This window comes from Reyranella sp. (assembly GCF_017305915.1).
Taxonomy (GTDB): Bacteria; Pseudomonadota; Alphaproteobacteria; order Reyranellales; family Reyranellaceae; genus Reyranella.
In genome coordinates this window covers 1-13956 of record NZ_JAFKJN010000017.1, presented here as the reverse complement: position 1 = coordinate 13956, position 13956 = coordinate 1, and the positions used below count along the sequence as shown (strand labels likewise).

The 13956-nt window shown below is 67.0% G+C and carries 11 protein-coding genes; 8 read left to right on the top strand and 3 right to left on the bottom strand.

Annotated features, from left to right (window positions below; translation table 11 throughout):
- Window positions 1-3 precede the first annotated feature (3 nt).
- From J0J01_RS16195 to J0J01_RS16185, 3 genes are read right to left on the bottom strand one after another with little or no spacing between them, the layout of a single operon-like run.
- A complete protein-coding gene (locus tag J0J01_RS16195) occupies window positions 4-1545 on the bottom strand; it encodes an acetyl-CoA acetyltransferase (protein ID WP_296382356.1) in 1542 nt (513 codons plus the stop codon).
- A complete protein-coding gene (locus J0J01_RS16190) occupies window positions 1542-2699 on the bottom strand; it encodes a CaiB/BaiF CoA-transferase family protein (RefSeq protein ID WP_296382355.1) in 1158 nt (385 codons plus the stop codon). Before J0J01_RS16190 ends, J0J01_RS16195 begins: the two co-directional genes overlap by 4 nt.
- A 4-nt stretch (window positions 2700-2703) precedes the next feature.
- Window positions 2704-3609: an EamA family transporter gene (locus J0J01_RS16185; protein WP_296382353.1), complete on the bottom strand. Its 906-nt coding sequence runs from the start codon at window positions 3607-3609 to the stop codon at window positions 2704-2706.
- 129 nt (window positions 3610-3738) lie between these two features.
- On the opposite strand from J0J01_RS16185, the gene J0J01_RS16180 reads away from it, so the two are divergent.
- From J0J01_RS16180 to J0J01_RS16145, 8 genes are all read left to right on the top strand, one after another.
- Entirely contained in the window at window positions 3739-5670 is a 1932-nt protein-coding gene (locus tag J0J01_RS16180) for an ABC transporter substrate-binding protein (protein ID WP_296382351.1), read from the top strand.
- Between the two features lie 177 nt (window positions 5671-5847).
- Entirely contained in the window at window positions 5848-6834 is a 987-nt protein-coding gene (locus tag J0J01_RS16175; protein WP_296382349.1) for an ABC transporter permease, read from the top strand.
- A 130-nt stretch (window positions 6835-6964) separates the two neighbouring features.
- Window positions 6965-8077: an ABC transporter permease gene (locus J0J01_RS16170; protein WP_296382347.1), complete on the top strand. Its 1113-nt coding sequence runs from the start codon at window positions 6965-6967 to the stop codon at window positions 8075-8077.
- A 4-nt stretch (window positions 8078-8081) separates the two neighbouring features.
- Complete coding sequence (locus J0J01_RS16165; protein WP_296382345.1) at window positions 8082-9116, top strand: ABC transporter ATP-binding protein; 1035 nt, start codon at window positions 8082-8084, stop codon at window positions 9114-9116.
- Between the two features lie 100 nt (window positions 9117-9216).
- On the top strand, window positions 9217-10212 hold the full coding sequence (locus J0J01_RS16160) for an oligopeptide/dipeptide ABC transporter ATP-binding protein (RefSeq protein WP_296382343.1): 996 nt from the start codon (window positions 9217-9219) through the stop codon (window positions 10210-10212).
- Window positions 10213-10541: 329 nt separating this feature from the next.
- Window positions 10542-11504 (top strand): tripartite tricarboxylate transporter substrate-binding protein, encoded by a 963-nt coding sequence (locus tag J0J01_RS16155; protein WP_296382341.1) that lies wholly within the window; start codon window positions 10542-10544, stop codon window positions 11502-11504.
- Window positions 11504-12682, top strand: a complete 1179-nt coding sequence (locus tag J0J01_RS16150; RefSeq protein WP_296382340.1) for an aromatic ring-hydroxylating dioxygenase subunit alpha — start codon at window positions 11504-11506, stop codon at window positions 12680-12682. The genes J0J01_RS16155 and J0J01_RS16150 overlap by 1 nt, the downstream gene beginning before the upstream one ends.
- Window positions 12683-12686: 4 nt before the next feature.
- Window positions 12687-13694 carry an extradiol ring-cleavage dioxygenase gene (locus tag J0J01_RS16145; RefSeq protein WP_296382338.1) on the top strand — a complete coding sequence of 336 codons (1008 nt, stop codon included), beginning with the start codon at window positions 12687-12689 and terminating at the stop codon, window positions 13692-13694.
- Window positions 13695-13956 lie beyond the last annotated feature (262 nt).

Sequence of the window (13956 nt, the reverse complement as noted above, 5' to 3'; positions counted from 1 at the left end):
CCCTCAGATCGGACGGAAGACGTTGCGGCCGTCCTGTTGGTTGACGGCGATCCTACGCCCAAGCTGCTCCTCCGTCAGCATGTCGGCGAGCAAGGCCGGCTCGGCGGTCACGGCCACGAAGCGCTCGTCCGAACCGTCGAAGCGGCCGAAGACGAAGGCCTTCTCGGGTGCGTCCTTGCCGTAGGCCACGCAGTAGGTCTCGATCGTGCCCGTGCCGTCGGGGGCCGCATCGACCGTCTGCCGGTGCGCGGCATCGAGCTCGGCCTGCAGCTTCCTGGGATCCTGGCGGCGCCACGGACCCTCGACCGGTTTAGTCGAATAGAGGCCGGCCGAGTGCTTGGTCAGATACATCCCGTTGGCGGTGACCATGCCGAACGAACCGGGCTTGCGGCGCACCACGTTCATCATCTCGGCGATCGAGTGCGTGACGTAGTTGTTCCCGGGTCCGCCGAAGAACGGCAGGCCGCCGGTGACGCTGATCGGCCGTAGATCGTCCTCGGCGAGCCCGATCTCTTTCATCGCCACCTCGACGGCCGACGGGAAGCAGCTGTAGAGGTCGAACGCCGACACGTCGGCCAGCGTCTTGCCCGCCATCTCCAGAGCAACTCGATTGCAGCCGCGGATCGCGGGCGAGGCGTCGAGCCGGGCGCGCTCGGAGACGACCCAGGTGTCCGTGCCGTCGGCGCAGCCGTGCAGGAAGACCCAACGTTCCTGTGGGATGCCCCATTCGCGCGCCTTGCCGACCGAGGTGATCAGCACTGCGGCCGCCTGGTCGATCATGGCATTGGCGTTCATGAGCCGTGGGTAGGGAAAGCAGATCCAGCGATTGTCATCCGTGATCGTCGACAGCCGCTCGGCGCTGTAGCCTTCGCGCCGGGTAGCCAATGGATTGTCCTTGGCGACAGCGGCCAGGCGATGGAACAGCCGGCCCATCGCCGCCATGTGGCTCGGCACATCACGCTTCAGGCCGGCGCGGATGGCGTTCTCCAGCAGCGGATAGAAATGGATCGCCGCGCGCAGCTCGTGGCGAGCCTCCTCGTCGGAGTAGCCGAAGCGCTTGTCGCCGATCCGCGTCGGCTCGCCGCCCGGATCCTCATTCCAGTCCAGCGCCAGGCCGGCGCGGCGGGCGCTTTGCGAGCTGCGCAGCAGCTCGGCGCCGCAGACCAGGGCCAGCTCGGTCTCGCCGTTGGCGATCTCCTCGGCGAAGCGGTTGACCAGGTACTGGGGCATGTTGCCGCCGGAATGGCTGTACAGCAGCTGCCGCGGACGGGCGTGAAGGCGGCGCGCGACGCTCTTGGGCGGATTGCTCGAGCGGCCATAGGGCGAGCGGAAACGCGGGCTGATGTCGCTGAAGAACTCCAGCACCGCGATCGCATCGATCTCGTGACCCAGCGCATGGCCACCGCTGGCCGTCTGCGTGTCCTCCAGAGCCGCGTTTGCTGCCTCGGCGCAGAAAGCGACCAGCGACCGCTCGCTCGACGGTAGACTCTTGGTATCCGTGATCTGGCCACAGCCGACGAGGATAGGCGTTCGCGGATCGATCATTTCATCAAGGCCTTGATCTCGTCGGCGCTGAGGCCGGCGTCCTTGAGCACGCTCTCGGTATGCTCGCCGAGGCGGGAGACCTTGGGCCCGCTCTGCAGCGCCGAGCCCGAGAAGCGGAAGGGCGGGGCGGGCGACAGGTACTTGCCGGCGCCATCCTCGATCTCGCACAGGGAGCCGCGATGGGCGACCTGCGCGTCCTTCAGCGCCTCGGTCACGGTGAGGTAGGGCGAGCAGGGCACGCCGTGCTTCTCGAGCGCCATGACGCACTCCTTGACGGTGAGCGTCCTGGACCACTTCTCGAACTCGTCGACGAACTGGTCCCAGTTCATGCGGCGGTCGTGATACTTCTCGAAGCGCGGATCGGTCAGCCAGTCGCGCCGGCCGGCCGCGGTTGCCATGTCCTGGAAGGTCTTCTCGCTGGCCGTGGCGATCATGACGTAGCCGTCCTTGGCCTCGACCGGGCCGTACATCGGCCGCGACGGCATCTCGAAGTCGAACTGGGCGCGGTTGACCTCGCCCAGCAGCATGCCGACCAGGGTCTCGAACATCGAGACATCGACCATCTGGCCCTTGCCGGTGACGCCGCGCTGATGCAGCGCTGCGAGGATGCCGCCCAGCGCATAGGCGCCCGAGGCGTAGTCGGCGACGAAGATGCCGCAATTGTCTGGCCGCTCGCGGCCCTGCTGGTAGAAGAGGTGGGCACGGTCGTAGCCGGTCGAGGCATGGATCACCGGCGCGTAGGCCGGGCGGCCCGCCGCCGGGCCCGTCTGGCCGTATCCTGAGATCGCGCCGTAGATGATCCGCGGGTTGATCTTGGCGAGCTCGGCATAGTCGAGCCCGAGCCGCTTCATGACGCCCGGCCGGTAGTTCTCCAGCACGATATCGACCCTGGCGACCAGCTTCTTCACGACGGCGATCGCTTCGGGCTTCTTCAGGTCGAGCACGATCGAGCGTTTGCCGGCGTTGAGCTGCCCGAACATCGTGCCCTGGCCGTCGCGCTGCACCGGCCGGCTGCGCATCAGGTCGCCTTCCGGCGATTCGATCTTGATGACATCGGCGCCCATGTCGGCCAGCAGGCGCGCACAGTGCGGGCCGGCGATGGTGGTCGAGAAGTCGAGCACGCGGACATCTGACAGCGGCCGCGGGTTGGTCATGGGATCACCTGCCAATGAGAATGAGGACGACGCCGCCCACGACCAGCACGCTGCCGAGCCATTCGCCGGCCGACGGCCGTTCCTTGAGCACGACGTGGGAGGCGATGAAGGTGAAGACCAGCTCGATCTGGCCGACCGCGCGCACCAGCGCGGCGTTCTCGAGCGTCATGGCGAGCGCCCAGCCGGCCGAGCCCAGCACGCTGAAGATGCCGACCCAGATCGAAGAGCGCCAGTTGAACCAGACCTTGCCGAGCTGCGGCCGGTCGCGGCGCGCAAGGTAGAGCGCCATCAGGACCACCTGGATGGTATTCATGCAGGCGAGCACGGTGATGCCGCGCACCAGGAAGTCGCCCTCGGGCAGGAGCTTGGAGGCCTCGCGGATCGTGCCGGCGGCGATCGCGAAGATCGCGCCGGCGGCGATGCCGTAAAGCGCGCCCTTGTGGGTGAGGTCGGCCAGCACCGAGCGGACGTTGGCGAAGTTGCCGCGCACGCTCAGGATGGCGACGCCGCTCAGGCAAACGAGGATGCCGATCCAGGCGCCGAGCTTCAACGATTCATGGGCGATGAAGGTCGCGAACAAGGCGACGAACACCGTCTCGGTCTTGGAGTAGACCGTGCCGACCGCGTAGTTGCGCAGCGCGAAGGAGTGGATCATCAGCGAGGTCGCCACGATCTGCGCCACGCCGGCGATGGTGACCAGCAGCAGGAAGCCCCAGGTGATGTGCGGCACGTGGCGGCCGGTGCCGAACACCAGGAAGGCCAGCATCCCGAGCACCAGCGGCGCTCCATAGAGATAGCGGACGAAATTGGCGCCATCGACGCTGAGAATGCCGCGAATTTTCTGCTGCATCGTCGTGCGGATGTTCTGGCACAGCGCCGCCGCGACGGTGATCGGTATCCAAAGGGGCAACGTTTCCTCCGGCGGCGAGTGTAGGGAATTGCCGCGCGCGCGTCTGCAAGCGTGATTTTCGGGGCGCGAACCTTGACACCATCCGGTCGCTGACCAAGGCTGTCTGACAACTTTGTCAGGGGGAAACGCATGCGGTCGAGTGGCTTCACCCGTCGTTCGATGGTCGGCTTGGCGATCGCCACGAGCCTGGGGCTCGCCGGATCGGCGGCCTGGGCGCAGGGCACGTACAAGGAGGCACCGTCGCTCGCCGACCAGGTCAAGGCGGGCAAGCTGCCGCCGCTCGAGCAACGCCTGCCGCAGGCTCCGCTGGTCGTGCCGGTGGTCGACAAGGTCGGCGAGTACGGTGGTGTGTGGCGCCGCGCCTTCCTCGGGCCGGCCGACGCCAACAACTACATCCGCGTCGTCTACGACGCGCTGTTCCGCTTCTCGCCGGACGGCGCCAAGATCGAGCCCAAGATCGCCGAATCGGCCGAGCCGTCAGCCGACTTCAAGGCCTGGACGATCAAGCTGCGCAAGGGCTCCAAGTGGTCGGACGGCCAGCCCTTCGGCGCCGACGACATCCTGTTCTGGTACAACGACGTGCTGCTCAACAAGGAGCTGACGCCGACCCTGCCGGGCTGGATCAAGAGCCCCGACGGCACGGCGGCCAAGGTCGAGAAGGTCGACGACAGCACGGTGCGCTTCACCTACAGCGCGCCGGCGACGCTGTTCCTGACGGCGGTCGCCAACCAGGATGGCGCCGACCGCACCTACGCGATGTTCCTGCCGGCGCACTACCTCAAGAGGTTCCATCCCAGCCACGCGCCCAAGGCCGACATCGAGAAGATGGCGCAGGCGGCGGGCTTCAAGACCTGGACCGAGCTGTTCGCCAACAAGAACGCGCCGCCGGAGAATCCCGAGCGCCCGACCATGGCGGCCTGGGCGCCGAGCAGCCGCGCCAGCGATCCGGTGTTCACCCTGAGGCGCAACCCGTACTTCGTCGGCGTCGACAAGGACGGCAACCAGCTTCCCTATATCGACGAGGTGCGCTTCACCTATTTCGCCGATGCCCAGGCGCTGAACCTGGCGGCGATCGCCGGCAACTTCGACATGCAGGAGCGCCACGTCATCATGACGAACTATCCGGTGCTCAAGGAGCAGGAGAAGGCCGGCAAGTACAAGATCACGACCTGGCCGACCTTCGGCGGCGCCGATGCCGTGCTGGCCATCAACCAGACCTACACGGCCGATCCGGAGATGGGCAAGGTGATGGCCAACAAGGACTTCCGCATCGCGCTGTCGCTCGCCGTCAACCGCGACCAGATCAAGGAAAGCGTGTTCCTGGGCCTCGGCGAGCCGCGCCAGCCGGTGCCGGCGCCGTGGCATCCGTACTATCCGGGCGACGACTACGCCAAGAAGTTCACCGAGTTCGACAAGGACAAGGCCAACAAGCGGCTCGACGGCATCGGGCTCACCAAGAAGGACGGCAACGGCATCCGCCTGCTGCCCAACGGCAAGCCCGCGACCATCGAGATTTCGGTCGTGCCGGCATTCGGCGCCTGGCCGGACGTGGCGCTGCTGGTCTCCAAGGACTGGGAGGCGGTCGGCATCAAGACCATCGTGCAGATCCGCGAGCGCGCGCTGCACTTCAAGATGAACGAGAACAACGAGCTGATGGCCGAGATCTGGAACGAGGACACCAGCGCCTTTCCGTACACCGGCAATGCCAAGGTCGACCCGCGCAACGCGCCGATCCTGACCATCGGCCCGCTGTGGCGCCGCTGGTACGCCTCGGGCGGCAAGGAAGGGCAGGAGCCGACACCGGAGATGAAGCGCATCGTCGAGATCGTCGACAAGGCGCGCACCGTGCCGCCGGACGAGCAGGTCAAGCTCAGCCAGGAGCTTTACCGCATCTGGGCCGACAACGTGTTCGAGATCGGCACGATCGGGCTGACGCCGATGGTGCAGGGCGTGGTGGTGGTCAACAACAGGTTCCGCAACGTGCCAACCAGGATGGGCAACGATTGGCCATTGCGCAGCCCCGGCAACGCCCGCACCGAGCAGTTCTATTTTGCCAAGTAACTCTTCACCTGCCCCGTCTTACGGGGGAGGTGGCCCGCAGGGCCGGAGGGGGAAAGCACCAGACGAAATGTCCGCGTATTTCAGATCTGAAAGTTTCGAGCACTCCCTGTTCGGCCTTCCCCCTCCGCCCCGTAGGACGGGGCACCTCCGCCGTATGACGGGGGAGGGAGGAACGACATGACCCGCTACATCCTCCAGCGGCTGGCTCTCCTGCCGCTGCTGATGATGGTCTATTCGTTCGTCATCTTCGCCATCATGCAGGCGCCGCCGGGCGACTTCCTGACGGCCTATGTCGCGACGCTGGCGTCGTCCGGCTCGTCGCTGTCGGCCGAGCAGATCGCCGCCATGCGGGCACAGTACGGGCTCGATCAGCCGTTCTTCGTCCAGTACCTGCTGTGGCTGCAGCACCTGGTCCACGGCGATTTCGGCCTGTCGCTCGAATACCAGCGGCCGAACGCCGAGCTGATCGGCGAGGTGCTGGGCCTCACGCTGGCGCTCGCCTTGTTCTCGTTCGTGCTGACCTGGGCCCTGGCGATTCCGGCGGGCATCTATTCGGCGACCCATCCACGGTCGATCGGCGACCACCTGTTGACCGTCATCAACTATGTCGGCGTCGCCACGCCCAACTTCATGCTGGCGCTGGTCCTGATGTGGGTGGCGTTCGCCTATTTCGACATCAGCATCACCGGGCTGTTCTCGGAGGAGTACGCCCAGGCGCCGTGGAGCGTCGGCAAGTTTGTCGATCTGCTGGGCCATATCTGGCTGCCGGCGCTGGTGCTGGGCATCGCCGGCACGGCGCGCCTGTCGCGCATCATGCGCGCCAACCTGCTCGACGAGCTCAACAAGCCCTACGTCGTGACCGCCCGCGCCAAGGGCATGAAGGAATGGCGCCTGGTGCTGCGCTATCCGGTGCGGCTCGCCTTCAACCCGCTGGTCAGCACCATCGGCTGGTACCTGCCGCTCCTGTTCTCCGGCAGCCTGATCGTAGCGACGGTGATGAACCTGCCCAATATCGGCCCGCTGCTGCTGCGCGCGCTGGTCAACCAGGACATGTACCTCGCGGGCGGCATCCTGCTGATCTACTCGTTCCTGACCATCGTCGGCACGCTGCTGTCGGACGTGGCTCTGGCGCTGATCGACCCGCGCATCCGGGTGGACCGATGAGCATGACCGCCGTTCTCTTTCTCCTCTCCCCCGCTAGGGGGAGAGGGCGGGTGAGGAGGCTTCGACAGCTCGTGCTACCCCCTCACCTAACCTCTCCCCCTAGCGGGGGAGAGGGATATGAGGCGAAGACATGACCGCCGTTGCGGCCGGCCAGGAGGCCGAGGACAGGGTCGCCGTCGCCTCCAACTGGCGGCTGGTGTGGTGGCGCTTCCGCCGCCATCACCTCGCCATGGCGAGCGCCGGGCTGCTGATCCTGCTCTACCTCGTCGTGCTCTTTCCGAGCTTCTTCTCGACCCAGGATCCCGAGCGCACCGACGCGCGCCAGGCCTTCATCCCGGTGCAGTCGATCCATCTGCTCGCCGACGGCGCGCTGTCGCCCTGGGTGCCGGCGATCGTCGGCAAGCGCAACCCGACGACCTTGCGCATGGAATGGACGACCGATCCCAAGAAGAGGGTGCCGATCCGCTTCTTCGGTGCCGGCCCGGAATGGAAGCTGTTCGGGCTGGTCCGCACCAAGCTGCATCTGGTCGTGCCGGCCGATCCGACGCAGCGCATCTTCCTGCTGGGCTCCGACCGGCTCGGCCGGGACCAGTGGTCGCGAATCATGCACGGCACCCAGACCTCGATGACGGTCGGCCTGGTCGCGGTGGCGCTGAGCGTGATCCTGGGTGTCGTGCTGGGCGGCATCTCGGGCTATGTCGGCGGCAAGACCGACCAGGTGATCCAGCGCATCATCGAGCTGCTGCAGTCGGTGCCGACCATCCCGATCTGGCTCGCTTTGTCGGCGGCGCTGCCGCGCGACTGGACGCCTATTCAAGTCTTCTTCGCCATCACCGTGATCTTGTCGCTGGTCGGCTGGACGACGCTCGGCCGCGAGGTGAGGGGCCGCTTCCTGGCGCTGCGCGAGGAGGATTTCGTACTGGCCGCGCGGCTGGCCGGCTGCTCGCGCATGCGCATCATCCTGCGCCACATGGTGCCGACCTTCGTCAGCCACATCATCGCGACCAGCTCGCTCGCCATCCCGGTGATGATCATCAACGAGACGTCGCTCAGCTTCCTCGGTCTCGGCATCCGGCCCCCGGCGATCAGTTGGGGCGTGCTGCTGCAGGAGGCGCAGAACATCCAGACGCTCGCGCTGGCGCCGTGGCTGCTGATCCCCGGCCTGGTGGTGATCGTGTCGGTGCTGGCCTTCAACCTCGTCGGCGACGGCCTGCGCGATGCCGCCGACCCGTACAGCCACTGAACCGATGACCGAACCGCTGCTCTCCGTCCGCGACCTCAGGGTGTCCTTCCAGATGGACGAGGGCCTGGTGCGCGCCGTCGACGGCACCAGCTTCGACATCATGCCGGGACAGGTGCTGGGCGTGGTCGGCGAAAGCGGCTGCGGCAAGAGCGTCACCATGCGGGCCATCCTGCAACTGGTGGAAAAGCCCGGCCGGATCACCGACGGCACGATCTGCTTCCGCCGTCGCAACGGCGCGGACACCGTCGATCTCGCACGACTGCCGCCGCGCGGCGCCGAGATGCGCGACATTCGCGGCGCCGAGATCGCGCTGATCCCGCAGGAGCCGATGGCCGCCTTCAGCCCGGTCCATACCGTGGGCGATCAGATCGCCGAGGCGATCCTGCTGCACGGTCATCGCTGGAAGGAGGGCGGCCGCAAGCTCCGTCGCGCCGAGGCCCGCGACATCACGGTCGGCCTGTTCCGCGACGTCGGCATCTCGATGCCCGAGCAGCGGATCGATGCCTACTCCTGGCAGCTCTCGGGCGGCCTGCGCCAGCGCGCCATGATCGCCATGGCGCTCTCCTGCAAGCCGCGCCTGCTGATCGCCGACGAGCCGACCACGGCGATCGACGTCACCACCCAGGCGCAGGTGCTGGCGCTGCTGCGCGACCTGCAGGCGCGCTACGACACGGCGATCATCTTCATCACCCACGATCTCGGCGTGATCGCCCAGATGGCGAGCTATGTCGTGGTGATGTATCTCGGCCGGGTCATGGAGGAGGGGCCGGTCGACGAAATCTTCCATGCGCCCAAGCACCCCTACACCAAGGCGCTGCTGCGCTCGATCCCGAGCCTCTACGGCGAGACCCGCGTGGCGCTGCCGGTGATCGCCGGCGCCCTGCCGCATCCGTTCAATCGCCCGCCCGGATGCCCGTTCCATCCGCGCTGCCCCGACGCCATGGCCCGCTGCTCGGCCGCCGTGCCCAGCCTGCAGCCGGTCGCGGCCAACCAGCTCGCGAGCTGCTTCCTGCACCATGACGTTGCGGAGCCGGCATGAGCGAGCCCTCATGCTCATGTGGACCGCGGGCCTCCAGGCGCGCTCATGATCATGAGCGGAGCTGGAGCTCCGCGGTCCGGAAGACCATGAGTCCCCAGCCATGACCGACTCCCTCCTCGAGGTCCGCGGCCTGCAGAAATTCTTCCCGATCACGCGCGGCTTCTTCCAGAGCGTGGTCGGCCATGTCCGCGCGGTTGACGGCGTCGACTTCACCCTGAAGGAGGGCGAGACGCTCGGCCTGGTCGGCGAGAGCGGCTGCGGCAAGACCACCGCCTCGCGCTGCATCCTGCGCGCCATCGACCCGACCGGCGGTCAGATCCTCTATCGCATGCGATCGGGCAAGGTCGTCGATCTCGCGACCCTGCCGCAGGGAGAATTGCTGCCGCTGCGCGCCGAGATCCAGATGATCTTCCAGGACCCGTTCGGGTCGCTCAATCCGCGCATGACGCTGCTCGACAATGTCGGCGAGCCGCTGCTGGTCAACGGCATGAAGAACCGCCGCGAGCGTGCCGACCGCGTGGCCGAGCTGCTGCGCCTGGTCGGCTTGCGGCCGGAGTTCATGCACCGCTTCCCGCACGCCTTCTCGGGCGGCCAGCGCCAGCGCATCGGCATCGCCCGCGCCCTCGCCACCAATCCGCGGCTGGTGGTGGCCGACGAGCCGGTGTCGGCGCTCGATGTCTCGATCCAGGCGCAGGTGCTGAACCTGCTGCTCGAGCTGCAGCAGCGGCTCAAGCTCACCTTCCTGTTCGTGGCGCACGATCTGTCGGTGGTGCGCCACATCTCCGATCGCATCGCCGTGATGTATGTCGGCCAGCTCGTCGAGCTGGCGCCGACCGCCGAGATCTTCCGCCAACCGCAGCATCCCTACACCGCCGCGCTGATGCGGGCCGTACCCATTGCCGATCCGCGGGTGCGCAAGGACGACGGTATCCTGGGCGGCGAGGTGCCGAGCCCGGCCGCGCCGCCCTCCGGCTGCTACTTCCATCCGCGCTGCCGCCACGCCACGGCGCGCTGCCGCGCCGAAGCGCCCGAACTGCGCGAGGTGGCGCCCGGCCACTTCAGCCGCTGCCATTTCGCTGGGGAAATGACGTTTTAGGGCGAGGCAAACCCTGTGGATTGGGGCTCGTGGGAGAATTGCATTATGGGCAATGGACCGCCGCTTTGAGGGCGCGTTTCCTGAGGAATCGCTCGGGCCATTGCCCATAATAGGTGTTTGGCCCGCACTGGTGCAGTGTGCGGCCATGACGATGGCTGCTGACGGGACGGGATCGGTGAATTTCCACCGAAGGGGGAGAGGGGCTGCGGGCGGGATGGCAGGAATGGCGCAAAGCGTTGGCCCGCCTACAACCAACCGCTGCCACGCGAGTTGGCAGTCGGCGGCAGTGCGGATCGACCTGGAATGCGGGCCTGAGTAAAGTCCCGTCCATGCGCCGCCGCACGATCCTCGCCGCCAGCCTGCTCGCCCCCTTCGCCGTGCGGGCCGAGACGACCTGGCCGACCAAGCCGATACGCATCGTCGTGCCGTTCAATCCCGGCGGCGCGATCGACGCCATGGTGCGGGTGATCGCCGATGCGCTGACGCCGCGGCTGGGGCAGCAGGTGATCGTCGATCCCAAGCCCGGCGCCAACACCATCGTCGGGGCCGACGTCGTCGCCAAGGCGGCCTCCGACGGTTACACCTTCCTGATCACCACCAACTCGACGCACACCAACAACCCGTCGCTCTACGCCAAGCTGCCGTTCGATCCGGCCAAGGACCTGATCCCGGTGTCGCTGGTCTCGCTCGGCACCATCATCCTCGCGGCCAAGGCCGGCGCGCCGTTCGACGACCTCAAGGGCATGGCGGCCTGGGCGAAAGGTCTCGGCCGGCTCGCCACCTACGGCAGCTGGGGCATCGGTTCGAGCGGCCATCTCTACGGCCTGATGCTGGAGAAGACGCTGGGCGGCTTCTACAGCCACGTGCCCTATCGCGGCGATGTGCCGGCGCTTCAGGACGTCGCCAACGGCGGGCTGGACCTCACCTGGGCAAGCCCGGTCAGCGCCAAGCCGCAGATCGCCGCCGGCAAGATCAAGGCGATCGCCGCCGCCGGCAGCAAGCGCTCGGCTTCGATGCCGGAGCTGTCGACCTTCGCCGAGCAGCTCGTGCCGGGCTTCGATCTCAGCCTGTTCGTCGGAGCCTACGCGCCGGCCGGCACGCCGGCGGAGATCGTCGCTCGCCTGCAGAAGGAGATCCATGCCGCGGTCGGCGAGCCGGCCGTGGCCGAGAAGCTGATCGCCCAGGGCCAGACGCCGGTCGGCTCGACGCCCGACGAGCTCGCCAAGGTGCTGGCGCGCGAGACACCGATCTGGGCCGACCTTATCCAGCAATCCGGCGCCAAGGTGGAGTGATGAGCGCAACCGATATCCGCTCGGCGTACTCGCTGAAGCCGCCGACCTACAATGCGCGACTGACCGAGGTCGGGCGCGGCACGCCGATGGGCGAGCTGCTGCGGCGCTATTGGCATCCGGTCGGCCTGAGCGGCGACGCCGGCGCCACGCCGCGGGCGGTGAAGGTCCTGGGCGAGGAGCTGATCCTGTTCCGCGACGGGCAGGGCCGGCCGGGCCTGGTCTATCCGCGCTGCTGCCATCGCGGCACGACGCTGTACTACGGCAAGGTCGAGGAGCGCGGCATCCGCTGCTGCTATCATGGCTGGCTGTTCGACGTCGAAGGCCAGTGCCTGGAGATGCCGGCCGAGCCCAATCCTACCGGGCCGCAATGCGAGCGGGTGCGCCAGCCGTGGTATCCGACAGAGGATCGCTACGGCTTGGTCTTCGCCTATCTCGGCCCACCGGAGAAGAAGCCCGTCCTGCCGCGCTACGAGTGCCTCGAGGCGATGGGGCCGGGCGAGTTCGTCGAAGCCGACGATTCGAGCATCGGCTCGGGCGGCATCCAGATCGCGCCCTGCAACTGGCTGCAGCATTTCGAGAACGTGGTCGACCCGTACCATGTGCCGATCCTGCACGGCAGCTTCAGCGGCCCGCAGTTCGTCGAGCAGATGGCGGCCTTCCCGAAGGTGAAGTTCGAGTACGGTCCGATGGGCGTGAAGGCGACGTCGCTGCGGCCGGGCCCGGAGGGCAAGAAATTCCGCCGCATCACCGAGGCGGTGCTGCCGACCCTGCGCGTCGTGCCGAACCCGCAGGTCAGGCAGTACGGCACGGTCGAATCGATCGGCTGGACGGTGCCGATCGACGACACGCACTACCGCATCTACGTCGCCGGCCGCGTCAAGGAGAAGGGCGAGCTCGCCAAGTTCAAGTCGCGTTACAACGGCAAGACCTGGGCCGAGCTTACGCCTGAGGAGCACCAGAAGTTCCCGGGCGACACTGAGGCGCAAGTCGGGCAGGGGGCGATCACCTTCCATTCGGAAGAGCACCTGATGTCCTCCGACCAGGGCGTCGCCATGCTGCGCCAGATGTTCCAGCGCCAGCTCGAGGCGCTGGCGGCGGGCAAGGACCCGGTCGGCGTGGCATTCACCGAGCAGGACGCCTACGTGAAGCTCGACGCCGGCCAGTATCTCGAGGACTAGGGCGATGGCGCGGATCGTCCTCGGCATCGGAACGTCGCACACGCCGATGCTCAATCTCGGGCCCGAGGACTGGCCGCGCTTCGAGGAGCTCGACCGACGCCGCCAGCATCTTCACAAGGATGGACGCCCGGCGACGTTCGACGAGCTTCTGGCGGCCGCGCCATTGTCGCCGCGCGTCGACATCGCGCCGGAGACGCATGCCCGGCGGCACGCCGAGGCGATGGCAGCGCTGGACCGGCTGCATGACGTGCTGGTCGCCGCGAAGCTCGACGTGGTCATCGTCGTCGGCGACGATCAGAAGGAACTCTATCACGACGACCACATGCCGAGCGTCCTCGTCTATCGCGGCGAGACGATCGCCAACGTGCCGAACCGCACGATCCGGGCGATGGATCCCGACGTGGCCTGGCGGCCGGACTGGGCGCGACGCGCGTCGGCCCGATACTACGAAGAGCAGGAGACGCGGCACTATCCGGTCCATGCCAAGCTGGCGAACCATCTCATCGGCGCGTTGATCGACCGGGAGTTCGACGTCGCCACGGCCAATGCGCTGCCCGAGGGCGAAGGCGAGGGGCATGCGTTCGGCTTCGTCCACCAGCGCATCATGAAACGCGCGGCGATCCCGGTCCTGCCGGTCTTCCTCAATACCTATTACCCGCCGAACCAGCCGTCGCCGCGGCGCTGCTACAAGCTCGGCCAGGTGATTCGCGAGGCGATGGAGGGCTATCCAGAAGACCTTCGTATCGGCATCGTCGCATCAGGCGGGCTCAGCCACTTCACCATCGACGAGGCGCTCGATGGCGAGGTGATTCGCGCACTCCGCGAAAAGGACGCCGATGCGCTCCAATCCCTGCCGCGTGAGCGGCTCAATTCAGGAAACTCCGAGATCCGCAACTGGATCTGCGCCGCCGGCGCACTCGAGCATCTCGACCTGAAGTGGGTGCACTACGCGCCTGGCTATCGCACGCTCGCCGGAACGGGAACCGGCTTGTGCTTCGGCTATTGGACTTGAGCTAGAGCATATTCCGTTCGGCTGGAATCAGCCGAACGGAATATGCCTGCTGCAATAACGACCCCCGTGCGCGCATTTCCGAGCAGATGGAACCGCGAGCGGTTCCATCTGCTCGGAAATCGCTCTAGCAGTTTGCTGAAGAACCTTCCGGTTTTTCAGGATTGATGATTCCATAGCGTGGTTTTTGCTGTGGAGCATGGGCAATGCGCGGTGAGTTCCGGGATCAGGGCGGTCTGTTCTCCTACATCGACCCCGAGAGCCG